This is a genomic window from Arthrobacter sp. MDT2-34-1 (genome assembly GCF_059091365.1).
This window is the reverse complement of the sequence record NZ_JBNHGO010000001.1, coordinates 1,633,211-1,659,613: the sequence shown is the minus strand read 5'-3', so window position 1 is coordinate 1,659,613 and position 26,403 is coordinate 1,633,211. Positions and strand designations below refer to the sequence as shown.

The window sequence follows — 26,403 nt, the reverse complement described above, 5'->3', positions numbered from 1 at the left end:
CCGCGCGGCCGGGGTCAGGCGCCGCGCTCGGCGGACTCCGCGTGCCGCAGGACCGCGTCGGCGCAGGCGGCGGGCTGCTCCCAATGCACCATGTGCCCGGCGTCCTGCACGGCTACGTGGTGCCAGTGCGGGTGCCGGGCCAGGAAGTCCGCGACCGCGGCGGGCGGCCGGGTGGAATCGCGGGTGCCGGTCACCACGAGGGCGGGAGCGGCCACCAGCGCCGCGACCTCGGGTGCCGCCCCGGCCAGCCCCGCGGGCAGGCTACGGCGCACGACGTCGGGGTGCCGCCTGAAGGGGGCCCGGAATGTTTCGCGGTCCGCGCCCTGCGGCTCGTTGCCGCCGCTAAACCACCCGCGAATCAGCTCCTCGCCGGCGGCCAGGTCCGCGGCCGGATCGGAAGATTCCCCGCCGAACAGGCGGCTGAGCTTGTCGACGGTTGCCGCCGACGGCGGCACCGGCACCATCCCCACCACGGTGAGCGACGCCGTCGTCCGCGGGAAGCGCGCCGCGATGGTGGCGGCGATGTTGCCGCCCAGGGAGTGACCGACCCAGTGCACCGGCCCGCCGCCGAAGCGGCCGACCAGGGCCGCGGCGACGTTCTCCACGGTCCAGTCGAAGCCGGCGGGCGGACCGCTGCCGTAGCCGGGAAGATCCGGGGCCGCGACGTCGCGGCCGCCGGCGGAGAGCCGGGCGGCCAGCGGTTTCCAATAGCCGGCGGAGCAGGCCCAGCCGTGCAGCAGGACGATCGGATGCGTCATGGCTCGATTATGCCCGGCAGTCCGCCCTGAACCGGGCGCCCCCGGGCGGCGGATGATGCGGGCGGGAGATGCACGCGGGTGCCGCGCTGTCCGGGCGCGCGGCCTGCGTGCGGGTCCGGCAGCAATTAGGGCAGGAAAGCGGTTCTTAATCGCGGAGAACATAGGTTAGCCTTACTTGAGTCGCTTTTTCCGGCCCGAGGGGGTATGCGCATGCCAGCTGATCCGGCGGCGACGGCGCCTTCCCATCCGGGGCCCGGGCCTCGGCTGGGCCGCGCTTCGGGCGGCGCCAACGGGACCGGCAGGCCGTCCTCCACTGCTTCCGGTGCGGCACGGCTGCCGCGCAGGGTGCTGGTGGGTATCCCGGCCGCCCTGGTGGTGCTGGCGCTGATCTGCTGTGCCTCGCTGGCCCTCGGGGCGCGCCCCATCGGCGTGGAGACGTTCATCCAGGCCTTCGCTGCCTTCGACCCCGCCAACGGAGACCACGCCGTGGTCCACTCGCGCATTCCGCGGACCGTCACCGGGCTGCTGGTGGGAGCGGCCTTGGGCGTCGCCGGCGCCGCCATGCAGGGCGTGGCGCGCAACCCGCTGGGCGATCCCGGCATCCTGGGCGTGAACGCCGGGGCCGCGCTCGCGGTCGTGGCGGGCATCTTCCTGTTCGGCGTGACGCAACTTTCCGGTTACGTCTGGTTCGCGTTCGCCGGTGCCGCGCTCGCTGCCGTGCTGGTCTACGGGGTGGCCAGCATCGGACGGGAAGGCGCCACCCCGATCAAGCTGGCGCTGGCCGGAGCCGCCCTGTCCGCGGGGCTGAGCTCGCTCATGTACTCGGTGCTGGTGACCAACCAGGACACGCTGGAGGGGTTCCGCTACTGGCAGGTGGGATCGGTGGCCGGCCGCGGCTGGGACCTGATCGGCCAGGTGGCCCCGTTCATCGCCGTCGGACTGGTGGTCACGCTGTTCACCGGGAGGATCCTGAACAACTTGTCGCTGGGCGACGACGTGGCCCGGGGCCTGGGCCAAAAGGTGGGCCTGTCCCGTGCCATCACGGCGCTCGGCGTCGTGATCCTGTGCGGCGCGGCGACCGCCATCGCCGGCCCGATCGCCTTCGTGGGCCTGATCATCCCGCACATGGTCCGCGCCCTGACCGGACCCGACTACCGCTGGATCCTGCCCTACTCCATGGTGCTGGCCCCCGTGCTGCTGGTCGGCGCCGACGTGGCCGGCCGCTTCCTTGCGCCGCCCGGCGAGATCGAAGCCGGCATCACCACCGCAGTGATCGGCGCGCCCGTGTTCATCTGGCTGGTCCGGCGGCGGAAGGCGGCCGGGCTGTGAGCAAGGTGGACACCCCGCGCGGAAAGCGCCCGGAATCGGCGCAGCAGGCCGCCATGCCCCAGGCCGCCATGCCCCAGACCGCCGTGCCCGAGGCCGCCATGCCCCAGACAGCCATGCCCGAGGCCGCCATGCCCCAGGCTTCGGACCGGCCAGTGCAGGGTTTATCGTCGAGGGCAGGGTATATGGACGGTGCGCTCGAAGAATTACCCCGCACCCGCGGAGGCGGCGGCCAGCGAGCCGCGGCTTCCGTCAGGGCCGGACGACGCAGCCGGCGGCGCGCGGCGCTCATCGCCGCCCTGGCTGGCATCGTCGTCGTCCTGTTTTTTGTCAACGTCCTGCTGGGCAGCTACACCGTGACCATCCCGGACTTCCTCCGGCTGCTGGCCGGCGAACAGATCCCCGGGGCCAGCTTCATCGTGATGGAGCACAAACTGCCGCGTGCCGTGATTGGCGTGCTGGTCGGGCTCGCGTTCGGCCTGGCCGGCAGCATCTTCCAGACCATGCTGCGGAACCCGCTGGCCAGCCCGGACATCATCGGCATCAGCTACGGGGCCAGCGCCTCCGCCGTGACCGCGATCGTCGTGTTCGGCGCGGCCGGCGCCGCGGTCTCCGCAGCCGCCATGGCCGGGGCGCTGGTGGTGGCGGGGGGAATCTACGCGATTTCGTACCGCTCCAGCACGGTGTCCGGGGCGGCCGGCTCGCGGCTGATCCTGGTGGGCATCGGCTTCGCCGCGGTGATGCAGGCGCTGGTCAGCTACCTGCTGACCCGCACGGATATCCGCACAGCCCAGGGCGCGCTGGTCTGGCTGAACGGGTCGCTGAACTCCAGCAATTGGGACCGGGCCACGGTCCTGGTGGCCGGGCTGGCCGTGCTGTTCGTGGCCGTGGCACTGTTGGCGCGCAGCCTGCACGGCCTGGAAATGGGCGACGACGCCGCTGCCGCGCTGGGTGTCCGAGTGGCCCCGGCCCGGCTGGGCCTGATGGCGGTGGGGGTGCTGCTGGCCGCCGCGGCCACCGCGGCGGCAGGTCCGGTCGCGTTTATCGCGTTCCTGTCCGGGCCGATTGCCCGCCGGTTGCTGGGCGGCGCGGCATCGCTGCCGGCGGCCGCGCTGGTGGGCGCCCTGATCGTGCTGGCCGCCGACTTCGCCGCGGCCAACCTCATCCCGATGTATCTGACCGACGGCGCCTCGCTGCCGGTCGGGGTGGTGACCGGCGCGCTGGGCGCGCCGTTCCTGCTCTGGCTGCTGGTCACCACCAACCGCCGAGGCCAAGGAGGCTAAGTGCGCACGCTCGAATCCCGCAACCTGACGCTGGCATACGACCAGCGCACCGTGGTGCAGGACCTCACCGTCCGGCTGCCGGAAGGCAAGGTGACGATCATCGTCGGGGCGAACGCCTGCGGCAAGTCGACGCTGCTGCGCGGGCTGGCTCGGCTGCTCAAGCCGGGTGCCGGGTCCGTGCTGCTGGACGGCAAGGACATCCACCGGCAGTCCACCCGCGACGTGGCGAAGGTGCTGGGCCTGCTGCCGCAAAGCCCGGCGGCCCCCGACGGAATCACCGTCGCGGAACTGGTGGGCCGCGGCCGGTATCCGCACCAGGGCTGGTTCCGGCAGTGGACCCGGGAGGACGACGACGCCGTCAGCGCGGCCTTGGCGGCCACCGACACCCTGGAACTCGGCGACCGGAACGTGGACGAACTCTCCGGCGGCCAGCGCCAGCGGGTGTGGATCGCGATGGCGCTGGCCCAGGAGACCGACGTGCTGCTGCTGGACGAGCCGACCACGTTCCTGGACGTGGCCCACCAGGTGGAGGTGCTGGACCTGATCACCGACCTGAACCGGCGCCGCGGCACCTCCGTGGCCATCGTGCTGCACGACCTGAACCTGGCCGCCCGCTACGCCGACCAGCTCGTGGCGATGAAGGATGGCCGGGTGGTGGCCGAGGGCGCCCCCGCGCAGGTGGTTACCGAGGAGCTGGTGCAGACGGTGTTCGGACTGGAATCGCGGGTGATCGCGGACCCGGTGTCCGGAACGCCGATGGTGGTTCCGGTCGGCCGCCACCACTGCGCGGCGCCCGCCCCGGCCGAAGACGACGCCGACCCGGTCCTGTCCACGACGGACCTCAAGCATGAAGAACCCGCGGCGTGAGCGAGGCCGGCCGGCGCCGACAACCGCCCGCACAGGGGCCCGGCGGCGCCGGAAGGAAAACCCGGCGCGCCGAAGGAACGGACATGGAGAACGGAGCACGATGACCGCCGTAGCAACTGAAACATCCGCCGTAGTGCCGGTGCTGGCCTTCGGCGTAGCCGTCGCCCGGGTGGAGGACCTCTCGCCGAGCTACCGGCGGGTTACCTTTTCCGGGGAGTCGCTCCGCCGTTTCGGCGTGGACGGGCCGACGCTGGATCTGCGGATCAAGGTGATGATCCCGTCCACCGGCGCCGACGGGCGTCCGCTGCCGCTGCCGGCATTCGGCGGCCCCGCGCGCCCGGCCCCTCCCGTGACGCCGGGCAACCAGGAAACCATGGCGGCCGGCACGGACACCGCCGTGGAGCTGGGCGGCGGCTGGTACCAGCAGTGGCTGGCCATGGACCCGGCCCGACGCGGCTCCATGCGCACCTACACCGTCCGCGCCTTCCGGCCGGCGGAAGGCGGGCGGGGGCCCGAACTGGACGTGGACTTCGTGCTGCATTTCGACGCCGACGGAAGCGGCGGTCCGGCGTCGTGCTGGGCGGCCGCCGCCGTCCCCGGCGACGAGGTCACCATCATCGGCCCGAACGCAGCGGCGGCCAACTGCGCGACGGCGAAGAGCTACGGCGGCATTGAGTGGCGGCCCGGGCTGGCTTCGCACGTGCTGCTCGCCGGCGACGAAACCGCCGTTCCCGCCATCGCGTCCATCCTGGAGAGCCTCCCGGGTCACATGACGGGCCACGCCGTGCTCGAGGTCCCCGACCCGGCGGACTTCCAGGACATCCGGTCTGCGGCGGACGTGCAGATCTCCTGGCTGGCGCGGGGCGGCCGCCCGCACGGCGAACTGCTGGACGAAGCGGTGCGCGCCGCCGTCGTTGTGCCCGGAGCAGGCCTGACGCCGGCGACGGGGGAGGACCCCGAAGAAGTGGACATTGACCAGGTGATCCTGTGGGAAACCACCGCCGGTTCCACCCGGCCGTTCTACGCCTGGATTGCGGGGGAGGCGGCGGTCATCCGCGGGTTGCGCCGTTACCTGGTCCGGGACGTGGGAGTTGACCGCAAACAGGTGGCGTTCATGGGCTACTGGCGGGCCGGCAAAGCCGAACTGTAGGGCGCCGGCACCCGCCTGTCCCGCCCGGCGGCGGCATCGCGGGCCGGGGACACGGGCGTGGTGCACGGGCCCGCCGGCTCCGCGGCGCCCGCGGCCAAAATTCCCGGGCGAAACCGGGTGGGACGCTGCCATACTTGCTCCATGGGCGTTGAGGGACAGCGGGACCAGGACGGATTTTGGGTCATCGTAGCCGAAGGGGAGCAGCGCATTCGGGAGACTTTTCCGGAGTTGCCGTGTTTCGGCCTGCGCGGGTGGGACGGCGGCGTCATGGTCGGCGAATGGATTTTCGACGGCGGCCCGCACGGGCTGCTGCATGGCGACCCGGGGCTTGGTTCGCCGTATGCGCAGGTCCTGACCACGGCCCACGAGGTAAACCAGAGGATTCGAACCATGCGGCTGGGCGCCCGCGCCGTGGTGGAGGACAAGGACGCCTACCTGCGGCAGCTGGACGAGTTGGACCGCCAGGAACCGCGCATGGTGGGCATCGCCGTCGACGGTGAACGGGTGGAATTCGCGCTCTGGCAGGACGGCGGCAAATGGTGGGCCGGTGCCGAGCGTGGGCGTTACGGCATCATCATCGAGGCGGCCGGGCTCGAGGCGCAGACGGTGGCGCTTGAAAGCGTGGCCGACATCGAGCCTTGCCTGGCCGCGCGGCGTCAGTGGCTGCGGCAGGTCCGCGGCGAAGCCGAATGAGGGCGGTGGGTGGCCCCGCCACCCACCGCCCTGCCGTTTCCGGGAAGGCCCCCTCCCCGGGATTCCTGCTGCCGGTCAGAGGTGGTTCATGCCCTCCGTGAGGACGGAGCGCAGGATCTGCTCGATCTGGTCGAATTCGCGCTGTCCGATGGTCAGCGGCGGAGCGAGCTGGACTACGGGGTCTCCACGGTCGTCCGCCCGGCAGTACAAGCCGGCGTCGAACAGCGCGTTGGACAGGTAGCCGCGCAGCAGGTGCTCCGACTCTTCGTCGTTGAACGTCTCCTTGGTGGCCTTGTCCTTGACAAGTTCGATCCCGTAGAAATAGCCCTCGCCGCGGACATCGCCGACGATCGGCAGGTCCAGCAGCTTTTCCAGCGTCTTGCGGAAGGCCGGGGCGTTCTCCTTGACGTGGTTGTTCAGGCCCTCGCGTTCGAAGATGTCCAGGTTGGCCATGGCAACGGCGGCCGAGACCGGGTGCCCGCCGAAGGTGTAGCCGTGGTAGAACGTCGTGTCGCCATGCTTGAACGGTTCGAACAGGCGGTCCGAGGCGATCATCGCGCCGATCGGCGAGTAGCCGCTGGTCATGCCCTTGGCGCAGGTGATCATGTCCGGCACGTAGTCGAAGTCGGTGGAGGCGAACATGGAACCGATCCGGCCGAACGCGCAGATGACCTCGTCGGAAACCAGCAGAACGTCGTACTCGTCGCAGATTTCCCTCACCCGCTCGAAGTACCCGGGCGGCGGCGGGAAACAGCCGCCGGAATTCTGCACCGGTTCCAGGAACACCGCGGCCACGGTGTCCGGGCCTTCGAACTCGATGGCTTCGCCGATCCGGTCCGCGGCCCAGCGGCCGAAGGCCTTCGGATCTTCCAGGCCCGCCGGCGCGCGGTACTGGTTTGTGTTGGGGACACGGAAGGCGCCGGGCACCAGCGGTTCGAAGGGTGCCTTCATGTCCGGGATGCCGGTGATCGAAAGCGCTCCCTGCGGGGTGCCGTGATAGGCGACGGCGCGGGAGATCACCTTGGTCTTGTTGGGCTTGCCCTTCAGCTTGAAGTACTGCTTGGCCAGCTTCCACGCGGATTCCACGGCTTCGCCACCGCCGGTGGTGAAGAAGACCCGGTTCAGGTCGCCCGGGGCGTGGTGCGCCAGGCGTTCGGCCAGTTCGATGGCCGCCGGGTGGGCATAGGACCACAGCGGCATGAAGGCCAGTTCCTTGGCCTGGCGGGCGGCCGCCTGCGCGAGTTCCTCGCGGCCGTGGCCCACCTGGACCACGAAGAGCCCGGCCAGGCCGTCGATGTATTCGCGGCCCTGGTCGTCGTAGATGAGGTGGCCCTCGCCGCGGGTTATCACCGGTACGTTGCCGCCGGCAACCAGTGGTGAGTGTCGGGCCATGTGCATCCACAGGTGGTCGCGGGCCGCCTGCTGGCGGTCCGTTCCCATCGGAGTGGTGTAGGTCCGGCGCATCGGGGCGTCGGTCGTGGTGCCGGCGGGCGTGCCTTGGCCCGGGAGGCTGGTGCTTGGCGATGCTGATGTCTGTGTCATCGGGTTCCCCAGTTGTATTCCTGCTTGCGCAGAGAGAGATACATGAATGTTTCGGTGCTCAGGACACCGGGAATGCCGCGGATCCGGTTGACCAGCCGCAACAAATCCTGGTCGTTTTCGCAGATGATTTCGGCCAGAATGTCGAACGAGCCCGCGGTGACCAGGCAGTAGTGCACCTGGTCCAGTTCGGCGATCTTGTCCGACACTTCCAGCAGGTCGGCAGCTGTCTTGATGCCCAGCATGGCCTGCCGGGCAAACCCCAGCTGCAGCGGGTCGGTGACCGCGACGATCTGCACGACGCCGGAGTCGATCAGCTTCTGCACCCGCTGCCTGACGGCTGCTTCGGAGAGCCCGACCGCCTTGCCGATGGCGGCGTAGGAGCGCCGGCCGTCTTCCTGCAGTTGCTCGATGATGGCCTTGGAGACCTCGTCAACCGCAGGGCTGTGGCCGTTGCCGATGAGGCCGTGGCCGGCACTGGGCAGCAAGGTCAAGCGTATCCACCTCCTAAGCGAATACCCGCCACCGGCAGGGATTGCTGACTATTGAATCCGTTGTGTGATGAGAGCGCAAGTGCTGAATCCGAAAAGATTCGCCGCGGAGGCTATCGATATACGCAGAACTAGAGGCTACTATCTGTTTGTGAAGCAGCTCACTTCAGCTTTCGCGTGCGGCCCTTCCGTCCGCCGGGTGCATACTTCGCGGATGCGCCCTCCGGGAGGGGACAATCCACGTGCAGGCAGCGGGGCATGCTTCGGATTTCGTCGTGTAACCAAAAATTTACAACTGAAACTATTGTCGGGGTCTCTGCGGTCTGCAAGTATCGACGCACCAGCGAGGCCCGATCCGTCAACAGGAGCACCAGATGCCGAAACGACTACCTGAAGACCCACGCCTGCGACGCCTGATCGCTGCGCAAATGTCCCGCCGGAACGTTCTGATGGGCGCCGGCGGACTGACTTTGGCCGGCCTGCTCGCTGCGTGTGGCACGGGCGGCACGGGCGGCTCGTCGAACACCGGCTCGGCCGGTGCGCTGTCCCCGGCGGAAGACCTGTCGGACCAGGAAAAGGAAGTCAACTGGGCCAACTGGACCCTGTACCTGGACTACGACGACTCCAGCCAGACCTACCCGTCACTGGAGGCCTTCACCAAGAAAACCGGGATCCAGGCCAACTATTCCGAGGATATCGACGGAAACGACACGTACTTCGGAAAGGTCCAGGGCCAGCTCGCCGCCGGGCAGGACATTGGACAGGACATCATCACGCTCACCGACTGGATGGCGGCACGACTGATCCGGCTCGGCTACACCCAGGAACTGGACCACGCGAACATCCCGAACGCGGCCAACCTGTTGGAGACCCTGAAGAACGTGGACTTCGACCCGGACCGGAAGAACTCCCTGACCTGGCAGTCCGGATACGCGGGCATTGCCTGGAACAAGGAAGCGGTCCCGGGCGGGCTGCGGACGGTATCCGATTTGTGGAAGCCCGAGCTCAAGGGACGCGTGGAAGTGCTCGACGAGATGCGCGACACCATGGGCCTGCTCATGCTGGACAACGGCGTGGACATTTCCGGTGACTGGGGCACGAGCGAATACGACGCCGCCCTGGAGGTGCTGCAAAAGCAGATCGCCGACGGCCAGATCCGTCAGGTCAAGGGCAACTCCTACAAGGAAGACCTGATCTCCGGCGACGCGCTGGCGGTGATCTGCTGGTCCGGCGACATCACGCAGCTGAACTTCGAGGAGGGCGACAAGTGGCAATTCGCGCTCCCCGAGGCCGGCGGAACCCTGTGGTCCGACAACCTGCTGGTGCCCATCGGCTCGCCGCACAAGAAGAACGCGGAAACGCTGATGGACTTCTACTACGATCCGGAAAACGCGGCGACCGTAGCGGCCTACGTGAACTACATCTGCCCGGTGCAGGGAGCCAAGGAAGCCATGGAGAAGATCGACCCGGAACTGGTCGACAACCCGCTGATCTTCCCGACGGACGAAGACCTGGCCAAGGTCAAGGTCTTCCGCAGCCTGGAGGCCGACGAGGAAACCGACTTCGGCAACCGTTTCCAGCAGGCGATCGGCAACTGATGACCCAGGCACCACTGAGGACAGAGCACGCCCACGCAGTCGGCGAAGACAGCGGCGCGGATCTGGTGCTGTCGTCCGTGACCAAGCGGTTCGGCGATTTCGTGGCCGTCGATGACCTGGACCTGACCATTCCGGCGGGCCAGTTCTTTGCCCTGCTCGGCCCCTCCGGCTGCGGCAAGACCACCACCCTGCGGATGGTAGCCGGGCTGGAACAGCCCACGTCCGGCAGCATCAGCATCGGCGGCAAGGACATCAGCAAGGCCAGCCCGCACCAGCGGCCCGTCAACACCGTGTTCCAGAACTACGCCCTGTTTCCGCACATGAGCGTGCTGGACAACGTGGCGTTCGGGCTGCGCCGGCGCAAGGTCCGCGACGCCCAGGAGCAGGCGAAGAAGGCACTGGCGCTGGTGGAGCTGTCGCACCTGGGCGCACGGCGGCCGGCCCAGCTCTCCGGCGGTCAGCAGCAGCGCGTGGCGCTGGCGCGGGCCATCGTCAACCAGCCGGCGGTGCTGTTGCTGGACGAACCGCTGGGCGCGCTGGACATGAAGCTGCGCCGGCAAATGCAGGTGGAACTGAAGAAGATCCAGACCGAGGTCGGACTGACCTTTGTCCACGTCACCCACGACCAGGAAGAAGCCATGACCATGGCGGACACCGTGGCCGTCATGAACGCCGGCAAGGTGGAGCAGATGGGTGCTCCCCGCGAGCTGTATGAACTGCCGCGCACCGTGTTCGTGGCCAACTTCCTGGGCAAATCCAACCTGGTCGCCGGGGAGATCATCGAGGACCGGGGCGACGCCGTCGTCGTCAATGCCAACGGCAACCGGCTGGCCGTGCTGAAGGAGCGCGCGACCGTGCACCGGGGCAAGGCGCTGATCGGGATCCGTCCGGAGAAGCTGAAGATGATGTGGCCGGACGATGCGCCGGCCGAAGCCGCCAACGTCCTGCGCGGCACCGTGCTCGACACCTCGTTCACCGGGGTCAGTACCGAGTACCTGGTAGAGGTTGCCGGGATCGGCACGGTGGGCGTCTTCAGCCAAAACCACGGCCAGCAGCTGGCCCAGCCGGGCGACGCCGTCGTGCTCAGCTGGGACACGGAACACGCCTTCGGCCTCGACGGCGACGAGGAACCGCAGTACGGGGCGCCCGAGGACGGTGTCTGATGAGTGCGCTGGCCACCGCAGACACGTCATCGGCGCCGGATCAGGGACGCGGCAGCGGCGAGCTTAAGGAGGAACGCCGCCGGGGGCGGATGGGCTATTGGCTGATCCTGCCCGGCTTCTTCTTCCTGCTGCTGTTCTTTGTGCTCCCGGTGTTCTCGCTGCTCGCGACCTCGCTCTACACGAAGCCGCCGGGGGCCGACATCGGCCAGTTCGTGCCGGCGCTGGAGTTCAACAACTACGTGCGGGTGCTGGGCAGCTACTGGCCGGAGTTGCTGCGTTCCTTCGGGTTCGCGCTGGTCGCCACCGCCGCGGCGCTGCTGATCGGCTATCCCATGGCCTACCTGATCGCGGTCAGGCTGCGCGGGCGCGGCCTGCTGCGGGGCATCCTGCTGGTGCTGATCATCGCGCCGTTCTTCACCAGCTTCATCCTGCGCACGCAGGCCTGGAAACAGATTCTCGCCGACGAGGGCCCGGTGGTCTCCGTGCTCAGGGCGTTCGCCTTGCTTCCGGAGGACGGGCGGCTCACGGCCACCGCCTTCGCCGTGGTCTGCGGCCTGACCTATAACTTCCTGCCCTTCATGACCCTGCCCATCTACGCGAACCTCGAGCGGCTGGACACCCGGCTGATCGAGGCCGGCAACGACCTCTACGCGAACGGTTTCACCACCTTCAGGACCGTCACGCTGCCGCTGTCGATGCCCGGGGTGATGGCCGGAACGCTGCTGACCTTCATTCCGGCTGCCGGGGACTACATCAACGCCTCCCTGCTGGGCAACAACCAGAACACGACCATGATCGGCCAGGTCGTCGACTCCCGGTTCTTCCGCATCGTCGACTATCCGGGCGCTTCGGCACTGTCCTTTGTGCTGATGCTGGCCATCCTCGCCCTGGTCTTCATCTACGTGCGCCGTTTCGGCACCAAAGAACTGCTGTAGGGGGCTCTGACGTGAAAAACTCCTTCGGCCGCTGGCTGGTCCCTGTGTTCGGCGGCCTGGCGTTCGTCTTCCTGCTGGTCCCCATCGCCTACGTCTTCGTGTTCTCCTTCAACGACGCCGGGCGCACCAACCTCACCTGGCGCGCCTTCACGTGGGACAACTGGACCAACCCGTGCGGCGCCCCGGCAGTCTGCCAGGCGCTGGGCAACAGCCTCCAAATAGGCGCGGTTGCCACGGTGATCGCCGTCCTCCTGGGCACGGCCATCGCCATCGGGCTGGTCCGCTACCGGTTCCGGTTCAATTCCACCGCCAACATGCTGATATTCCTTCCGCTGGCCACCCCGGAAGTAGTCCTCGGCGCCTCGTTGCTGGCGCAGTTTCTGAACGTGGGCGCGGAGCTGGGCAAGGGCACCATCATCATCGCCCACACCGTCTTCTGCATTTCCTTCGTCGTGGTCACCGTGAAGGCCCGGGTCGCCAGCCTCGACCCGAAGCTGGAGGAGGCGGCGGCCGACCTCTATGCCTCCCCGATGCAGGCGTTCTGGCGGGTCACCTTCCCGCTGCTGCTGCCGGGGATCGTGGCGGCGGCCCTGCTGAGCTTCGCGATCAGCTTTGACGACTTCATCATCACCAACTTCAACTCCGGCAACGTGGATACCTTCCCGAAGTTCATCTACGTGGCCGCCACCCGCGGCATCCCCGCCCAGGCGAACGTGATCGGCTCGGCGATGTTCATCATCGCGCTGCTGATCGTGATCGGCGGGCAGATCCTCGCACACCGCCGCGCCAAGATGCTGGCGGCACGCTGACCCGCCCGACTCGCTGACTAGGAGCCCTTCATGATCGACCGGAACCGGCTGGCGGTGCTGTTCGCGCGCGAACTACAGGACTTCGAGGCCAAGCATCCCCAGTCCAAGGCACTGTACGACGGCGCGTCCCACCTCTTCGGGAAAGTCCCGATGACATGGATGAACAAGAGGGCGGGCAGCTTCCCCCTCTACCTCGCCCGGGCCCGCGGCTGCCGGGTGTGGGACGTGGACGGACTCGAATACGTGGACTTCGCGCTGGGCGACACCGGCGCGATGGCCGGCCACTCCCCGCAGCCCACCGTCGAGGCGATGATCCGGCGTGCCGCCGACGACGGGGGACTGGCCACCATGCTGCCCACCGCGGACGCCGAGTGGGTGGGGGCGGAGCTGGCCCGCCGGTTCGGCGTGGAGCGCTGGAGCTTCTCGCTCACCGCCACCGATGCCAACCGGTGGGCCATCCGGCTGGTCCGGGCCCTGACCGGCCGGAGCAAGATCCTGTTCAACCCGTACTGCTACCACGGGTCGGTGGACGAATCGCTGATCGTGGCCGGACCCGACGGCGAGGGCATGAACCGCCCGGGCAATGTCGGGGCACCGGTGGACGTTACGGAGACCAGCAGGGTCGCCGAGTTCAACGATCTTGCCGCCCTGGAGCGCCAGCTGGCCTACGGAGACGTGGCAGCTGTGCTGATGGAACCGGCACTGACCAACATCGGCATCGTGCTGCCGGAGCCGGGCTACCTGGACGGCGTGCGGGAACTGACCCGCCGGCACGGCACGCTGCTGATTATCGACGAGACGCACACCTTCTCCGCCGGCCCCGGCGGGGCGACCGCGGCGTGGGGGCTCGAGCCGGACGTGGTGGTGATCGGCAAATCCATCGGCGGCGGCATCCCCTGCGGCGCCTACGGGCTCAGCGCGGAACTGGCCGAACGGGCACTGGGCCGGGCCGATTTGGACCTGGTGGACATGGGCGGCGTGGGCGGCACCCTGGCCGGAAACCCGCTGTCCGTCGCGGCCATGCGGGCCACGCTCGAACACGTGCTGACGGACCAGGCCTTCGCCGCGATGACCGCGCGTGCCACGGAGTTCGCCACCGGCGTGCAGCGGGTGATCGATACGTATTCGCTGCCGTGGTCGGTGTCCCGGTTGGGTGCGCGGGCCGAATACCGCTTCGCCAACCCGGCGCCCCGCAACGGCACGGAGTCGGCGGCCAGCCACGACGGCGGGTTGGAGGACTTCCTGCACCTATACCTGGCCAACCGCGGCATCCTGCTCACCCCGTTCCACAACATGGCCCTGATGTGCCCGCAAACCACCAGCGCCGACGTCGAACGGCACCACGAGGTCTTCGAAGAAGCCGTCCGGGAACTGACCGGCGGCTGAGGCGGCGGGCGCCGAGCCGTCGGCTTGGGATACTGGATGGATGACGATCGCCAAATCCGCCATCCTGTTTGTCCTCGCCGCCGTCGCGGAGATCGGCGGCGCCTGGCTGGTCTGGCAGGCGGTGCGCGAAGGCCGGGACTGGTGGTTCGCCGGCTTGGGAGTGATGGCCCTGGGCCTGTACGGTTTCATCGCCGCCCAGCAGCCGGATGCGAACTTCGGCCGGGTGCTGGCCGCGTACGGCGGAGTGTTCATCGCCGGATCACTGGCCTGGGGCATGCTGCTGGACGGTTTCCAGCCGGACCGCTGGGATTTCATCGGCGCCGGCCTCGCGCTCGCCGGGGTCGCCGTCATCATGTACGCACCGCGCAGCGTCGCGTAGCGCCGCGCCGGGCCGCTGCCGGAACGGTTTCTTTGTTAATCTGGTCCGGTGACTTTCGCGCAGCGTTTTGTGGCCTTGGGGGATTCGTTCACCGAGGGGGTGGGAGACAAGGATCCCAGCCTGCCCAATGGTGTACGCGGCTGGGCCGACCGGGTAGCCGAGCAGCTGATGCTCGCCGATGCCGGCTGGGGCTATGCCAACCTTGCCATCCGCGGCAAAAAGATCACCCAGGTACTGAACGACCAGATCGACGCCGCCGTAGCGCTCCAACCGACCCTGGTCACCCTCTATGCCGGCGGCAACGATCTCCTGCGCCCGCGGGTGGACATCGACGCGCTGATGGCAGGGTACGAAGCCGGCGTGGCCAAGCTGGCCGCCACCGGTGCCGACGTCGTGCTGTTCACCGGCTTTGACACGGTGGCCTCGGCGGTCTTCAGCAAGACCCGCGGCCGCACCGCCATCTACAACGAGTGGGTGCGCGAGATCGCCGACCTGCACGGGGCGAAAATCGTTGACTACTGGCGGATGCGCGAGTTCCGCGACTGGCGTTACTGGGACGACGACCGCCTGCACATGTCCACGGCCGGGCACACGCTGATGGCCAAGAAGGTGTTGGAAGTGCTGCAGGCCGAGGACATCATCGACCTGCCGGCGCTGCCGGACCTGGCGGCGCTGACCCGCCGGCGCGCGATGGCCGCCAATGTCCGGTGGGCCCGGGAGCACCTGGGCCCGTGGATGGGACGCCGGCTGCGCGGCACGTCCTCGGGGGACTCGCTCACCGCGAAGTACCCGCAACTCACGGGGCTCCACACCACCGGACGGGTCTAGTGCCGTACGGGCAGAAGCGGAAGTGCCGGCCCGCCGGCCCTAACAGTTGAAGCCTCAAGTTTTATGGCAGAATAGAGGCATGACTTCTGCACGCTGGCTCGACCCCGAAGAACGCCAGGCCTGGCTGGCCTTGCTGGCGGTGTCCACCCTGTTGCCGGGCAACCTCGACGCCCCGCTGTACCGGGAGGGCAAGCTGACGCTCTTCGACTACAACGTGCTGGCCATGTTGTCCGAGGCTCCGGACCGGTCGCTGCCCATGAGCGAGCTGGCCTCCCGCACCTATTCTTCGCTGTCCCGGCTCTCGCACGTGGTCAAGAAGCTTCAGGGCCGCGGCTGGGTGACCCGGGCGCAGTGCGCCGATGACGCCCGGGTGACCATGGCGTTGCTCACGGATGCGGGGATGGACGCGATCGTGGCCCTTGCGCCGGGGCACGTCGAAACCGTGCGGCAGGCGGTTTTCGACGGACTGGACCGCCGGGATGTGCAGGACCTGGAACGCATCGGCAAGAAAATCGTGCAGCAGTTGGAGCCCAGCAGCTGGGTGCTGCGCGAACCGCGGCTGAACAGCTGAGCCTTGCTCCCGGAGCCGCGGTTCGCTGTCGCCGTCGGGGACCGGCCGTTGGTTTGATCCAAACCGCCGCTGCCCCTAAGATGGAAAGGCGTTAAGTCACGCAACTTGGCACCCCCTTGCCCAGGCGGGGGGATGGCAACGTTGTGTGGCGTCCGTGTTTACCTAGAATTGAGGGTCGCGGATAGGCCGCGCCTCCCCCGGGAGGCAAGCGGCTTATTGCACCTGACTTCACCGTCTTCCCCGCGGCGAGGCACTTCGGCTGGATCTCACCCCGCCAGGTTCACCTCCGGAAAGTCGCAGTAATAACGGTGTCACAACTGGTGGCGGGCGCTCTTACACGCAGATTCGCAGGCGCTTTACTTACGTTTCTGCGTCAAGTCCGTCAATATTTACTACAACTGGAGGAGAGATCATGGCAGCACACTGCCAGGTGACCGGAGCCGAGCCCGGCTTTGGCCACAGCATTTCGCACTCGCACCGCCGCAACAAGCGCCGGTTCGATCCGAACATTCAGAAGAAGCGCTACTGGGTTCCGTCCCTGCGCCGCAACGTGACGCTGCAGGTTTCGGCCCGCGGCATCAAGACCATTGACGTCCGCGGCATCGACGCTGTCGTCGCCGAGCTCCTCGCGAAGGGTGTGAAGCTTTAATGGCCAAGGACAAGGACGTACGTCCCATCATCAAGCTGAAGTCCACCGCCGGCACCGGCTTCACCTACGTGACCCGGAAGAACCGTCGTAACGACCCGGACCGCATTGTCCTGAAGAAGTACGACCCGGTCATCCGCAAGCACGTCGAATTCCGAGAGGAGCGCTAAACATGGCCAAGAAGTCCAAGATTGCTCGCAACGAGCAGCGCAAGGTCGTTGTCGAGCGTTACGCCGCGAAGCGTGCCGAGCTGAAGAAGACCCTGGTCGACGCCAACGCGACCGACGAGGCCCGCGAAGAGGCCCGCCTGGGCCTGCAGAAGCTGCCCCGCAACGCGTCCCCGGTCCGCGTCCGCAACCGCGACCAGATCGATGGCCGCCCCCGCGGCACGCTCCAGAAGTTCGGAATCTCGCGCGTGCGTTTCCGTACCATGGCGCACAACGGCGAACTGCCGGGCATCAAGAAGTCCAGCTGGTAGAAATCCGGCCGGCTTCCCGGTGAAGCTGCATCAAGGCGGCGGTCCAGCAGGGCCGCCGCCTTTGCCATGCCCGGAGCGCTCCGGCAGGCAGCGGGGAGAACGAGGGCCGTGATCGACCGCTGGAACAGTCCATCGCCGTAGCTCCCACGCTGAAGCGGTGATCGTGTCGCGCCAGCCGTGCCACACGAAACCGGGGCAGCCGCGGCGCGCGGAAACGGCCCATCATATGCTCTCGGCGCAAAAAGCGGACCCCGCGGGGCTGAATCGGCCCGAAATCGGGGTATTTCGCTAAAAATTCCGCCAGATTCCGCGGATTTTGCCGGATCGGGGCGGCCAAGCTGGTAAGTTTTCGCTCAGTAGCTTTTCCGCAGCCTGCGGAGGCTCTGACCAAACCGAAGCAGTCCAGGAGGACAAAAATTGGCTATCAATCGCAGTGAACTTGTTGCAGCTGTTGCAGAGAAGGCCGGCACCAGCCAGACCGCAGTGAACGGTGTCCTGGACGCCGTGTTCGACATCTTCGCGACCTCCGTCGCCAAGGGCGAGAAGATCACCATCCCGGGCTGGCTCGCCGTCGAGCGCACCGACCGCGCGGCCCGCACCGGCCGCAACCCGCAGACCGGCGAATCCATCCAGATTCCGGCCGGCCACAGCGTGAAGCTGACCGCTGGTTCCAAGCTGAAGGCTGCTGTCGCCAAGAAGTAGTTTTCCCACCAGGCTTCCGCAGGACCGTCACCGGCAACCGGTGGCGGTCCTGCTCTTTAACGCCTTAACTTCTACCGGCGGTAAAATAGCCGGGCGGGGCGTGCGCCACAGGCACGCCCGGAAGCATCGGGACGGAGGACTCGGCATGGTCCAGCGGGAAGCGCGGCTGCTGCGCGGCTGGCTCGGCGCTGCCGTGGCCACCTCCGCCGCCGCGTTGTCGCATCTGGCCGGCGGGGGACATGCGCCCGCCCTGGCCGTCTGGTCCCTGTCCCTCGCCCTCTCCGGGCTGGTCTGCGTGGGCCTGGCCGGCAAGTCATTGTCCTGGCCGCGCCTGCTGGCCGCGGTGGGGGGCAGCCAGGCCATCTACCACCTGCTTTTCCGGGCGGGCCACGGCGCCCCGGCGGGAATGACCCCCGGCGCGGGAGCCCATGCCGGCCACGGCCCGGCGCTGCCTCCCGGCGACTGGGTGGCGGCCGCACCGGCCCCGCCGGCCGGGGCCGAGGATCCGGCGATGCTGGCAGCCCACCTTGCCGCTGCCGTTGCAACGGTCCTGCTGCTGCGCCGCGGCGAGCAAGCTGCAGCGGCCCTGGCCGGAACGGTGCTGTTGGCAATCCCGCGCCGGCTGTACGGCTGGCATCCGGTACCGCGGGCCAGGCTGGCCAGCCCCGGGGCACGGACTGTCCGTACCCTCGCCGCGCTTGGAGTGCCGCTGCTTTCGCTGCGGCACCGGGGGCCGCCCCTGCATCACGCTTTCTGACCGGCGCCATCCGCGCATCCCCCGACGAAAGAACGTGATGAACCCCCTGATGAACACCCCTGCACCCGTCCGCGTTGCCGCCTCCGGGTCTTCGGCAGCCAGGCAGCGCCGTGACGACGCCCGACGCCTCGCCCGGCAGGCGGCCCTGCGCCGACTGCTCGCGGCCGCCTTGGCCGCCATGCTGCTGTGGCTTTCGGCGGCGCTGACGCTGGCGCGCCCGGCCGCGGCCCACGACGAACTGATCGGATCCACCCCGGAAAACGGCGCCGTCCTCGACGTCCAGCCCGAGAGCATCGTGCTGGAATTCAGCGCGAATGTGATGGATATCGGCACCACCACCCAGGTCCTGGACAGCGCCGGCACCGACTGGGCCGCCGGAGCACCCGTGCTCGGCGGCCGTGAGGTCACCATTCCCCTGCAGGACGGGATGCCCGACGGCGACTACCAGCTGGGCTGGCGGGTCGTCTCCAGCGACGGCCATCCGATCGAAGGAACCACAAAATTCTCCCTTGCGGCCGGCGGCACGGCCTCGGCCCCGGCATCCGCAGCCGCGGCCGGCGGCACCGCCGAGGCTGCCGGGGAAGAGGACGGTGCCGGCGGCGCCGGACTGTTCCTCGCGCTGGGCGCCGGCACGCTGGCTATCCTGGCCGGACTGGCCGCCTTCGTGATGAGCAAGCGGGGCGGAGGCGCTGGCGGTCGTGGCTGAGCGGCTGACCCCTGCGGCTGACCGGCGTCCTGCGGCAATCACCGCCGACGGGATCGGCAGGGGATGGCTCCTGGCCGGTGCGGTCGTCCTGGTCCTGGCGCTGGCGGCAGCCCTGCTGTACTCCGGGGCGGCCGCCACCCGCCAGCTCTCCGACCCCGGCGCCTTGACCCGATGGGCGCTGCCAGTGGCCAAGGCCGCCAACAACACGGCTTTGGCAGCCGTCATCGCAGCGCTGCTCTTCGCCGTCGGCATCCTTCCCCGGCAGTTGCGTCCCGGCCGCAGGCCGGGCAACGGCGACCAGGGCCCCGAGCATCCCGCCTTCACGGCCGCGCTGCGGCTGGCCGCGGTCGCCGCCGTCGTCTGGACGCTGGCGGCCATGGCCGTGCTGGTCTTCAGTTTCTCCGACGTCGCCGGGCTGCCCGTGAGCGGGGACGCCAACTACACCGCCGGATTCATCGGCTTCATGACGGACATCGGGACCGGCCAGGCCTGGCTCGCCATCACCATAGTGGCCGCCGTCGTGGCCACGCTGATCTTCGGCCTCCGCTCCCTCCCGGGGCTGGCCGCCACCTTGGCGCTGGCCACCATCGGCGGGCTGCTGCCGATGGCCCTGATCGGGCACTCGGCCGGCGGCGACGATCACTACGGGGCCGTCAACTCGATCGGGCTGCACCTGCTGGGTGCCTGCCTCTGGGTGGGCGGAATCATCGTCCTCGCGGTCATTTCCGGGACACTGGGCACCAGGGACATCACCGGGCAGGTGCTGCGTCGCTACTCATCGCTGGCACTGATCAGCTTCGGCCTGGTGTTCTTCTCCGGCATCATCAACGCGTCCATTCGGATCACCTCGCTGGACCAGCTTTCCACCCCCTACGGGGTGCTCGTGGTGATCAAGGCCCTCGCCACGCTGCTGCTGGGGGCCATCGGCTTCATGCACCGGCAGTGGATCATCCCCGAACTCGCAACGAAGTCCGGCAAGCGCGTCCTGTGGCAGCTCATCACCGTCGAACTCCTCATCATGGCGGCGGTCTTCGGCGTGGCGACGGCCCTGGCCCGCACGGCGCCGCCGACGCCCGAGGAACTGCCGCCGGACGCGTCCCCGGCGCGCATCCTGACCGGTTACGAACTGCCGCCGGAACTGGTCGGGAGCAGCTGGCTGACCGTCTGGCGGTGGGACTGGCTGTGGGTGACGTTCGCCCTGGTCACCGGCATCGCCTACCTGGTCGCGGCCGCCAGGCTGCGCCGGCGCGGCGACGGCTGGCCGGTGGCCCGGACCATCAGCTGGATCGTCGGCCTGCTGGCGCTCACCTATGTCACGTCGGGGGCGCCGGCAGTCTACGGGATGGTGCTGTTCAGCGCGCACATGCTGGACCACATGGCCCTGACCATGGTGGTGCCGCTGTTCCTCGTCCTGGGCTCGCCGGTCACGCTGGCGCTGAAGGCGCTGCCGCCGCGCCGCGACGGCAGCAAGGGCCTTCGCGAATGGATCCTCTGGCTGGTGCATTCGAAGTATTCCGCGGTCATCACCCATCCGCTCTTCGCGGCGGCGAACTTCGCCGGTTCGATCATCATCTTCTACTACTCGCCGCTGTTCGGCTTCGCCCTGCGCGAGCACGTGGGGCACGAGCTGATGAACCTGCACTTCCTGCTCACCGGCTACCTGTTCATCCTCTCGATGATCGGCCAGGATCCGCTGCCGCGGCGCGCGCCCTACCCGTTGCGGCTATTGCTGCTGTTCGCGACGATGGCCTTCCACGCATTCTTCGGCGTTGCCCTGACCAGCTCCACGGCCCTGATCCAGGCCTCCTGGTTCGGCAGCATGGGACGCGAGTGGGGACTGCCGGCCATGGACGACCAGCAGCTGGGCGGGGCCATCATGTGGGGCATCGGGGAAATACCCACCCTCTGCATCGCCGTCGGAGTGGCCATTGCCTGGTCGCGGTCCGACGCGCGGGAAACAAAGCGTAAAGATCGTTCGGCCGATAGGAATAACGACGCCGAACTGGCGGCTTATAACGATATGTTTGCCAAGATGGCCCGGCAGGATGCACGCCTGGTCCCGCCGGGGGCAGCAAGGCCTGCCGCGGGGCCCGGCACGGACTCCGGCGACCATGAACTTCCGACAATCACCACCGGGCAGCCGCCCGTTCCGGAACCGGATGACGCCGGCCGGACACAAGGAGAAACCAGATGACTGAGGCAGCCGACACCATCCGCAGCAACTACCGGGTCCGTGCCTCGGACCTGGTGGGGCGCAACTGGCTGAACACCGGCGGCAAGCAGCTGGGGCTGGAAGACCTGCGGGGCAAGATTGTGCTGCTGGACTTCTGGACCTTCTGCTGCATCAACTGCCTCCACGTGCTGGACGAGCTGAGGCCGTTGGAGGAAAAGTACAAGGACGTGCTGGTCACCGTCGGGGTGCACTCCCCGAAGTTCGAGCACGAAGCCGACCCCGTGGCGCTGGCCGCGGCCGTGGAGCGGTACGAAATCCACCACCCGGTACTCGACGATCCGGAGCTGGACACCTGGCAGGCCTACGCCGCCCGGGCGTGGCCGACGCTGGTGGTCGTGGACCCCGAGGGCTACATCGTGGCGCACCTGTCCGGAGAGGGCCACTCGGGCGGCCTGGCGTCGCTGGTGGAAGAGCTGGTGGCCGAACACGAAGCCAAGGGCACGCTGCACCGCGGCGACGGGCCGTACGTGCCCGCGGAAACCACCGCCGGCGACCTGCGCTTCCCGGGCAAGGCCATTCCGCTGCCCGACGGTGTCGGTTCCGCCGGCGGGTCCTTCCTGGTCAGCGACACCGGCCACCACCGGCTGGTGGAATTGGCCGCGGACCTGTCGACCGTGCTCAGGACCTACGGTTCGGGCGTGAAGGGCTGGCAGGACGGGCCGGCCGATGCCGCGCAGTTCAACGAGCCCCAGGGCGTGGCCTTGCTTCCGGAAGGAATCCGCGGGAAGGCGGGCTACGACGTCGTCGTCGCCGACTCCGTGAACCACCGCCTCCGCGGCCTGTCCCTGGCCACCGGCGAGGTGACCACGATCGCCGGCAGCGGCGTGCAGCGGCTGCTCGATGCCGGCTCCCAGCGCACCGCGCCGGGGCTCGCCGAAGCCGGTCCCGGATCCGTGGCGGACGAAGCGGCTTCCGGGGAAGCGCTGGGGGAGGAACTGGCGGAAGCCATCGCATCGGGCCGGGAGCAGCTTCCCGCCGATCCGCTCGCCGTCTCGCTCAGCTCGCCGTGGGACGTCCTGTGGTCGACCCGGTTGGAGGCGGTGGTGATCGCCATGGCCGGCGTGCACCAGATCTTCACCTTCGACCCGGCCTCCGGCGCCGTCGCCATCCTTGCCGGTACCGGGCTGGAAGGCCTGCAGGACGGCGAGGCCACCGCGGCCTGGTTCGCCCAGTCGTCGGGCCTGGCCGAGGACGCGGCAGGAGGCATTTGGGTCGCGGACTCGGAGACGTCGGCCCTGCGCAAGATTTCCTTCGTGGAGGTCAAGGGCGAGCAGCGGGCGCACGTCTCCACCGCCGTCGGCACCGGTCTCTTCGACTTCGGATTCCGCGACGGGGAGGCAGCCGAGGCGCGGCTGCAGCATCCGTTGGGCGTGGCCGTCCTGCCTGACGGCTCGGTGGCCGTGGCGGATACCTACAACGGGGCGGTACGCCGTTACGACCCGGTGAGCGGGACCGTCTCCACCCTGGCGCGCGGTCTGGCCGAGCCGTCCGACGTCATGCTGGACACGTCCGCCGTGGCCGGCGGAGGCGAGCCGCTGCTGCTGGTGGTGGAAGCGAACAAGCACCAGCTCGTCCGGCTTCCCGTCCCCAAGGAAGCCCTGAAGGTGGACGAGGGGGCCTCGCAGACGCAGCGGCCCAAGACCGAGGTCTCGGCCGGGCCGCTGGCGCTGACCGTCCGCTTCGCGGCCCCCACCGGTCAGAAGCTGGATGACCGCTGGGGAGACCCGACGCAGCTGAAGATCTCTTCTTCGCCGGAAAACCTGCTGGTTTCCGGCGCCGGCACTTCCGTGGGGCTGGTGCGCGAACTGGTGCTGTCCGACGAGGTCGCGGAGGGCGTCCTGCACATCACCGCACGGGCGGCGGCCTGCGACGGCGAACCCGGCGGCGAGATCCCGGACCATGCCGCCTGCCACCTGTACCAGCAGGACTGGGGCATCCCCGTGGTGATTGGCTCCGGAACCGGCGAGATGACCCTGGACCTGCGCGGGCTGAACTAGGCGGCCGCGCGGCAGGACTGACAACGCCGGAGGCGGACAGGACAGCCTGTCCGCCTCCGGCGTCTGGTTAGGAGCGGACTCAGTACTCCACGACGGGGGTCAGGGTCACGTTGCCGTCGATGACGGACAGCCGGCCGGTGAAGCCGAATTCCTGCTCGATCTCCCGCTCGACGGAGGCGCCGGTGAACAAGTCGATTTCCACGACGTTCAGCTTGGCGACGCCTGTCAGCGGGCTCAGCACCCAGCTGCCCTTGAAGGGTTCTACCTTAACGTCCGGGTACTTCACGATCGACCAGTTGATGGTGTCGTCCCGGACGCGGTCCATCGCGGCGCTGAACGGGCAGCCGGAGGGCTGCAGCACGCGCTGCTCCGCGCACGAGTCGAGGAAGGCGTTGACCTGGGCGCCCAGGTCCTGAACCAGCTTGGGGGTGGCCGCCGTCGCCAGCGAGAGTTGGGCGTCCGGCGCGTTTTCCGGGCCGGTCAGTACGGATTCCACGACCGGGGCGGCGAAGTAGTCGCTCGCGTAGTGCGCCTCGAAGGTGCCGGGATAGAACACCGCAAAGGAATTCCTGCCTTCCGGCAGCGCCACCCGGGTACCGTTCAGTGAGGCCTCGTTCTCGTTGATCACGTCCACGCTGATGGTGGGAAGAGTGCTGGGCACGAAGGACCACTGGTTGAAAAAGAACCACGTCGTGCCGGTCTTTTCCAACGTGAACGTCGAGGTGTGCGGCGCCCCGCCAACCGTGTAGTGGACGGGCAGGTCCACCTTGTCCTCGCCCGCCGGCACCGGATCGCCGACTTCCAGGTCTTCGATGTCCTCCACCGAGGCCTTGAGCGCGGCGCCGTCGAGCATGGCGGCGTTGGCGTCCGGCACGGTTGCGTGAAGCAGACCGAGCGCCGCACCGCCGTCGCCGTCTTCCAGCGCTTTGAAGTACGCCTTCACCTGGTGCTGCGGGCTGAACACGAACGCATTGACCAGCATGATCGTCATGGCGGCAGCGGCCACGGCAAGCATCAGGCACAGCAGCCACGTGGCCACGGTCCTGAGCACTGTCGAATTTCCCACCCGCCCTACGTTACCTGCTGAGGGCGCCCGTTACCTGTCGGCGCGGTTCCCCGGACCGGTGTCAGCTGCGTTACATGCCGGCGGCTGGGCGTTCTGCCATAATCGGCCCATGGAACTGGCAACCGAGGACCTCAGGCATCTGCGGCGCTGCGTTGAACTGGCCCGTGAAGCGTTGGACGACGGCGACGAGCCGTTCGGTTCGGTGCTGGTCGACGCCGGCGGCAACGTTGTGTTCGAGGACCGCAACCGGGTCAAGGACGGGGACCACACCCGGCACCCGGAGTTCGAGATTGCCCGTTGGGCCGCCAGGAACCTTCCACCCGGGGAACGCAGGGCGGCAACCGTCTACACCTCGGGCGAGCACTGTCCGATGTGTTCGGCGGCGCACGCCTGGGTGGGCCTCGGACGGATTGTCTACGCAGTGTCATCCGAACAGCTGGGCCGGTGGCTGGCGGAGTGGGGCGTCGGGCCGGCGCCGGTGGCCGCGCTGCCGATTCAGCAGGTGGCGCCGGGAACCTTGGTGGACGGGCCGTCCGGCGAACTGGCGGACGAGGTCCGCGCGCTGCACCGGCAGTACCACCGGCGCTGAGCGCCGCCGGGGACGGTTACTTGACCGCGAACGGCGGGCGCATCAGCCCGTCGTCCACGGACTCCGCCGGGTCGGAGCCCAGGTCCACGATCCTGTTGCCGGCGTCCACGTGCACGACCGACGGCACGAAGGACCTGGCCTCGTCGTCGGTCATGTCGGCATAGGTAATCAGGATGACGAGATCGCCTTCGTGCACCAGGTGGGCGGCGGCACCGTTGATGCCCAGCACGCCCGATCCGCGTTCGCCGGCGATGGTGTACGTCTCCAGCCGGGCGCCGTTCGTGACGTCCACGATGGAGACCAGCTCGCCGGGAAGGATATCGGCGGCGTCCAGCAGGTCGAGGTCCACGGTCACGGACCCGACGTAGTGGAGATCCGCGTGCGTGACCGTGGCACGGTGGATCTTGGACTTGAACATTTTGCGCATCATCGCCTACCAGTTTAGTCCCCGCCCCGGCCGCCCCCGAAAGGGTTCCCGATCTGGCCCGCCGCCGGCGGCAGGTCTAGGGTGTACCCACAGGGGGCAACAACCTGCTTCAGCGAGGGCGATCGACGCAGGAGGCATGTGATGAGTTCGGAAATCGGCAGCAGCCGGCGGGACGGCGGGGTGCGTCCGGGCGACGATGTTCCGGCAGCCGCCCGCGAACCGCGGGACGGCGGGACCGAGCCCGCGCAGGCCGAACCCCCGCCGACCGAGGCCATGCCGGTGGCGGGCGAGGACCGCACCCGCAACGACCCTCCGGAGACGGCCGTGTTCGGCCGCCGGCCCACGGCGGACGACATGGACCCGGACGCCGCCGGCGGGAGCCCGGATGACGGGATGTATACCGAGCGGGGCTACCGGGACACCAGCGCCTACCGGCCCGAACCAACCCTCGACGAGGACTTGCTGTACCAGCGGCAGCACAATGCCTACGGCGGGCTGAGGCTGGGGTCTGCGTTCTTCGGCTGGCTGGCCGCCACGGCCATGATCGTGTTGCTCACCGCGGTCGCCGCCGGTGCCGCCGCGGTTTTCGGCCTCGCCAACGAGGCCGACGTGCGCGGCAGGCTGGACGACATCTCCGCCGGCAACGGGCCGGACGCCATGATCGCGGGGGCGGCACTGGCGGCCGGCATCCTGATCGCCTATTTTGCAGGCGGCTACGTGGCCGGACGGATGGCGCGCTTCGATGGCGTCCGGCAGGGCTTCGCGGTCTGGCTTTGGGGCCTGGTCATGGCGGTCATCGCGGGCGTGATCGGGCTGTCCGCCGGCGGGCTCGGCCTGCTGACGGGACCGGCGCCGGTGATCGACCGCCCCATCGGGCAGTTGGCGGTGCCGGGCCTGGTGGCGCTGGCCGTGGTGCTGCTGGCGAGTCTCGCCGGGTCGCTTCTGGGCGGTGCCGCGGGCATGCATTACCACCGGGCCATCGACCGTGCCGGCTTCCTGGCGGACGACGACGAGTAGGACGGCCGC

Annotated in this window: 28 protein-coding genes; 23 read left to right on the top strand and 5 right to left on the bottom strand. The window is 68.7% G+C overall.

The annotated features are described in order from the left end of the window. Positions 1-14 precede the first annotated feature (14 nt). Positions 15-758, bottom strand: coding sequence for an alpha/beta fold hydrolase (locus tag AC5RVV_RS07725; RefSeq protein WP_494000742.1), 744 nt, complete (start codon positions 756-758; stop codon positions 15-17). Between the two features lie 210 nt (positions 759-968). Between AC5RVV_RS07725 and AC5RVV_RS07720 the strand changes: the two genes are divergently transcribed. The 5 genes from AC5RVV_RS07720 (at position 969) to AC5RVV_RS07700 (ending at position 6,077) form a co-directional block, all read left to right on the top strand. Further along, the gene (locus AC5RVV_RS07720; protein ID WP_494000741.1) at positions 969-2,087 is read left to right on the top strand and encodes a FecCD family ABC transporter permease; all 1,119 of its coding nucleotides are present in this window, start codon (positions 969-971) and stop codon (positions 2,085-2,087) included. 182 nt (positions 2,088-2,269) lie between these two features. After that, the gene (locus AC5RVV_RS07715; RefSeq protein ID WP_494001305.1) at positions 2,270-3,367 is read left to right on the top strand and encodes a FecCD family ABC transporter permease; all 1,098 of its coding nucleotides are present in this window, start codon (positions 2,270-2,272) and stop codon (positions 3,365-3,367) included. After that, positions 3,368-4,234 (top strand): ABC transporter ATP-binding protein, encoded by an 867-nt coding sequence (locus AC5RVV_RS07710; protein ID WP_494000740.1) that lies wholly within the window; start codon positions 3,368-3,370, stop codon positions 4,232-4,234. Between the two features lie 100 nt (positions 4,235-4,334). Next, positions 4,335-5,384, top strand: coding sequence for a siderophore-interacting protein (locus tag AC5RVV_RS07705; RefSeq protein WP_494000739.1), 1,050 nt, complete (start codon positions 4,335-4,337; stop codon positions 5,382-5,384). A 141-nt stretch (positions 5,385-5,525) separates the two neighbouring features. Further along, positions 5,526-6,077 carry a hypothetical protein gene (locus AC5RVV_RS07700; RefSeq protein WP_494000738.1) on the top strand — a complete coding sequence of 184 codons (552 nt, stop codon included), beginning with the start codon at positions 5,526-5,528 and terminating at the stop codon, positions 6,075-6,077. Between the two features lie 75 nt (positions 6,078-6,152). Here AC5RVV_RS07700 and AC5RVV_RS07695 read toward each other — a convergent pair whose 3' ends face one another. Further along, a complete protein-coding gene (locus tag AC5RVV_RS07695) occupies positions 6,153-7,541 on the bottom strand; it encodes an aspartate aminotransferase family protein (protein ID WP_494001304.1) in 1,389 nt (462 codons plus the stop codon). A gap of 74 nt (positions 7,542-7,615) precedes the next feature. Beyond that, the gene (locus AC5RVV_RS07690; RefSeq protein ID WP_494000737.1) at positions 7,616-8,110 is read right to left on the bottom strand and encodes an Lrp/AsnC family transcriptional regulator; all 495 of its coding nucleotides are present in this window, start codon (positions 8,108-8,110) and stop codon (positions 7,616-7,618) included. Between the two features lie 371 nt (positions 8,111-8,481). Between AC5RVV_RS07690 and AC5RVV_RS07685 the strand changes: the two genes are divergently transcribed. From AC5RVV_RS07685 to AC5RVV_RS07610, 16 genes are all read left to right on the top strand, one after another. Then, positions 8,482-9,705: an ABC transporter substrate-binding protein gene (locus tag AC5RVV_RS07685; RefSeq protein WP_494000736.1), complete on the top strand. Its 1,224-nt coding sequence runs from the start codon at positions 8,482-8,484 to the stop codon at positions 9,703-9,705. Continuing rightward, positions 9,705-10,868, top strand: a complete 1,164-nt coding sequence (locus AC5RVV_RS07680; RefSeq protein ID WP_494000735.1) for an ABC transporter ATP-binding protein — start codon at positions 9,705-9,707, stop codon at positions 10,866-10,868. Before AC5RVV_RS07685 ends, AC5RVV_RS07680 begins: the two co-directional genes overlap by 1 nt. After that, positions 10,868-11,803, top strand: a complete 936-nt coding sequence (locus AC5RVV_RS07675) for an ABC transporter permease (protein WP_494000734.1) — start codon at positions 10,868-10,870, stop codon at positions 11,801-11,803. The genes AC5RVV_RS07680 and AC5RVV_RS07675 overlap by 1 nt, the downstream gene beginning before the upstream one ends. A gap of 11 nt (positions 11,804-11,814) precedes the next feature. Beyond that, a complete protein-coding gene (locus AC5RVV_RS07670; RefSeq protein ID WP_494000733.1) occupies positions 11,815-12,612 on the top strand; it encodes an ABC transporter permease in 798 nt (265 codons plus the stop codon). 30 nt (positions 12,613-12,642) lie between these two features. After that, positions 12,643-13,998 carry a transaminase gene (locus AC5RVV_RS07665; protein ID WP_494000732.1) on the top strand — a complete coding sequence of 452 codons (1,356 nt, stop codon included), beginning with the start codon at positions 12,643-12,645 and terminating at the stop codon, positions 13,996-13,998. A 40-nt stretch (positions 13,999-14,038) separates the two neighbouring features. Next, a complete protein-coding gene (locus AC5RVV_RS07660; protein WP_494000731.1) occupies positions 14,039-14,377 on the top strand; it encodes a YnfA family protein in 339 nt (112 codons plus the stop codon). A gap of 48 nt (positions 14,378-14,425) precedes the next feature. Beyond that, on the top strand, positions 14,426-15,205 hold the full coding sequence (locus tag AC5RVV_RS07655) for an SGNH/GDSL hydrolase family protein (RefSeq protein ID WP_494000730.1): 780 nt from the start codon (positions 14,426-14,428) through the stop codon (positions 15,203-15,205). A 79-nt stretch (positions 15,206-15,284) separates the two neighbouring features. Next, complete coding sequence (locus tag AC5RVV_RS07650; protein WP_494000729.1) at positions 15,285-15,776, top strand: MarR family winged helix-turn-helix transcriptional regulator; 492 nt, start codon at positions 15,285-15,287, stop codon at positions 15,774-15,776. 412 nt (positions 15,777-16,188) lie between these two features. Beyond that, complete coding sequence (rpmB, locus tag AC5RVV_RS07645) at positions 16,189-16,425, top strand: 50S ribosomal protein L28 (protein ID WP_136785732.1); 237 nt, start codon at positions 16,189-16,191, stop codon at positions 16,423-16,425. Beyond that, entirely contained in the window at positions 16,425-16,592 is a 168-nt protein-coding gene (rpmG, locus tag AC5RVV_RS07640) for a 50S ribosomal protein L33 (RefSeq protein WP_127512989.1), read from the top strand. Before rpmB ends, rpmG begins: the two co-directional genes overlap by 1 nt. A 2-nt stretch (positions 16,593-16,594) precedes the next feature. Continuing rightward, positions 16,595-16,900 (top strand): 30S ribosomal protein S14, encoded by a 306-nt coding sequence (gene rpsN, locus AC5RVV_RS07635; protein ID WP_127512988.1) that lies wholly within the window; start codon positions 16,595-16,597, stop codon positions 16,898-16,900. A gap of 417 nt (positions 16,901-17,317) precedes the next feature. Then, the gene (locus AC5RVV_RS07630; RefSeq protein ID WP_136785733.1) at positions 17,318-17,602 is read left to right on the top strand and encodes an HU family DNA-binding protein; all 285 of its coding nucleotides are present in this window, start codon (positions 17,318-17,320) and stop codon (positions 17,600-17,602) included. Between the two features lie 145 nt (positions 17,603-17,747). Next, positions 17,748-18,359, top strand: a complete 612-nt coding sequence (locus AC5RVV_RS07625; RefSeq protein WP_494000728.1) for a hypothetical protein — start codon at positions 17,748-17,750, stop codon at positions 18,357-18,359. A 37-nt stretch (positions 18,360-18,396) separates the two neighbouring features. Then, the gene (locus AC5RVV_RS07620) at positions 18,397-19,065 is read left to right on the top strand and encodes a copper resistance CopC family protein (RefSeq protein WP_494000727.1); all 669 of its coding nucleotides are present in this window, start codon (positions 18,397-18,399) and stop codon (positions 19,063-19,065) included. Continuing rightward, complete coding sequence (locus AC5RVV_RS07615) at positions 19,058-21,259, top strand: bifunctional copper resistance protein CopD/cytochrome c oxidase assembly protein (RefSeq protein WP_494000726.1); 2,202 nt, start codon at positions 19,058-19,060, stop codon at positions 21,257-21,259. Before AC5RVV_RS07620 ends, AC5RVV_RS07615 begins: the two co-directional genes overlap by 8 nt. Further along, on the top strand, positions 21,256-23,295 hold the full coding sequence (locus tag AC5RVV_RS07610; RefSeq protein ID WP_494000725.1) for an NHL domain-containing thioredoxin family protein: 2,040 nt from the start codon (positions 21,256-21,258) through the stop codon (positions 23,293-23,295). The genes AC5RVV_RS07615 and AC5RVV_RS07610 overlap by 4 nt, the downstream gene beginning before the upstream one ends. 79 nt (positions 23,296-23,374) lie before the next feature. On the opposite strand, the gene AC5RVV_RS07605 is transcribed toward AC5RVV_RS07610, so the two are convergent. After that, a complete protein-coding gene (locus AC5RVV_RS07605) occupies positions 23,375-24,361 on the bottom strand; it encodes a hypothetical protein (RefSeq protein WP_494000724.1) in 987 nt (328 codons plus the stop codon). 109 nt (positions 24,362-24,470) lie between these two features. Between AC5RVV_RS07605 and AC5RVV_RS07600 the strand changes: the two genes are divergently transcribed. Then, positions 24,471-24,950, top strand: coding sequence for a nucleoside deaminase (locus tag AC5RVV_RS07600; protein ID WP_494000723.1), 480 nt, complete (start codon positions 24,471-24,473; stop codon positions 24,948-24,950). A 16-nt stretch (positions 24,951-24,966) separates the two neighbouring features. Here the strand turns inward: AC5RVV_RS07600 and panD are convergent, their stop codons facing one another. Further along, complete coding sequence (gene panD, locus AC5RVV_RS07595; protein ID WP_494000722.1) at positions 24,967-25,380, bottom strand: aspartate 1-decarboxylase; 414 nt, start codon at positions 25,378-25,380, stop codon at positions 24,967-24,969. Positions 25,381-25,518: 138 nt separating this feature from the next. Between panD and AC5RVV_RS07590 the strand changes: the two genes are divergently transcribed. After that, positions 25,519-26,394 (top strand): hypothetical protein, encoded by an 876-nt coding sequence (locus AC5RVV_RS07590; protein WP_494000721.1) that lies wholly within the window; start codon positions 25,519-25,521, stop codon positions 26,392-26,394. Positions 26,395-26,403: the final 9 nt, after the last annotated feature.

What these genes read in the sequence shown, in the direction of transcription:
- AC5RVV_RS07695 (WP_494001304.1), bottom strand. Translation starts at nt 7,541, where the DNA reads ATGCGCCGGACCTACACCACTCCGATGGGAACGGACCGCCAGCAGGCG.
- rpmB (WP_136785732.1), top strand. Translation starts at nt 16,189, where the DNA reads ATGGCAGCACACTGCCAGGTGACCGGAGCCGAGCCCGGCTTTGGCCAC.
- AC5RVV_RS07685 (WP_494000736.1), top strand. Translation starts at nt 8,482, where the DNA reads ATGCCGAAACGACTACCTGAAGACCCACGCCTGCGACGCCTGATCGCT.
- AC5RVV_RS07700 (WP_494000738.1), top strand. Translation starts at nt 5,526, where the DNA reads ATGGGCGTTGAGGGACAGCGGGACCAGGACGGATTTTGGGTCATCGTA.
- rpsN (WP_127512988.1), top strand. Translation starts at nt 16,595, where the DNA reads ATGGCCAAGAAGTCCAAGATTGCTCGCAACGAGCAGCGCAAGGTCGTT.
- AC5RVV_RS07665 (WP_494000732.1), top strand. Translation starts at nt 12,643, where the DNA reads ATGATCGACCGGAACCGGCTGGCGGTGCTGTTCGCGCGCGAACTACAG.
- AC5RVV_RS07610 (WP_494000725.1), top strand. Translation starts at nt 21,256, where the DNA reads ATGACTGAGGCAGCCGACACCATCCGCAGCAACTACCGGGTCCGTGCC.
- AC5RVV_RS07720 (WP_494000741.1), top strand. Translation starts at nt 969, where the DNA reads ATGCCAGCTGATCCGGCGGCGACGGCGCCTTCCCATCCGGGGCCCGGG.
- rpmG (WP_127512989.1), top strand. Translation starts at nt 16,425, where the DNA reads ATGGCCAAGGACAAGGACGTACGTCCCATCATCAAGCTGAAGTCCACC.
- AC5RVV_RS07660 (WP_494000731.1), top strand. Translation starts at nt 14,039, where the DNA reads ATGACGATCGCCAAATCCGCCATCCTGTTTGTCCTCGCCGCCGTCGCG.
- AC5RVV_RS07625 (WP_494000728.1), top strand. Translation starts at nt 17,748, where the DNA reads ATGGTCCAGCGGGAAGCGCGGCTGCTGCGCGGCTGGCTCGGCGCTGCC.
- AC5RVV_RS07600 (WP_494000723.1), top strand. Translation starts at nt 24,471, where the DNA reads ATGGAACTGGCAACCGAGGACCTCAGGCATCTGCGGCGCTGCGTTGAA.
- AC5RVV_RS07590 (WP_494000721.1), top strand. Translation starts at nt 25,519, where the DNA reads ATGAGTTCGGAAATCGGCAGCAGCCGGCGGGACGGCGGGGTGCGTCCG.
- AC5RVV_RS07620 (WP_494000727.1), top strand. Translation starts at nt 18,397, where the DNA reads ATGAACCCCCTGATGAACACCCCTGCACCCGTCCGCGTTGCCGCCTCC.
- AC5RVV_RS07725 (WP_494000742.1), bottom strand. Translation starts at nt 758, where the DNA reads ATGACGCATCCGATCGTCCTGCTGCACGGCTGGGCCTGCTCCGCCGGC.
- AC5RVV_RS07680 (WP_494000735.1), top strand. Translation starts at nt 9,705, where the DNA reads ATGACCCAGGCACCACTGAGGACAGAGCACGCCCACGCAGTCGGCGAA.
- AC5RVV_RS07675 (WP_494000734.1), top strand. Translation starts at nt 10,868, where the DNA reads ATGAGTGCGCTGGCCACCGCAGACACGTCATCGGCGCCGGATCAGGGA.
- AC5RVV_RS07715 (WP_494001305.1), top strand. Translation starts at nt 2,270, where the DNA reads ATGGACGGTGCGCTCGAAGAATTACCCCGCACCCGCGGAGGCGGCGGC.
- panD (WP_494000722.1), bottom strand. Translation starts at nt 25,380, where the DNA reads ATGATGCGCAAAATGTTCAAGTCCAAGATCCACCGTGCCACGGTCACG.
- AC5RVV_RS07650 (WP_494000729.1), top strand. Translation starts at nt 15,285, where the DNA reads ATGACTTCTGCACGCTGGCTCGACCCCGAAGAACGCCAGGCCTGGCTG.
- AC5RVV_RS07705 (WP_494000739.1), top strand. Translation starts at nt 4,335, where the DNA reads ATGACCGCCGTAGCAACTGAAACATCCGCCGTAGTGCCGGTGCTGGCC.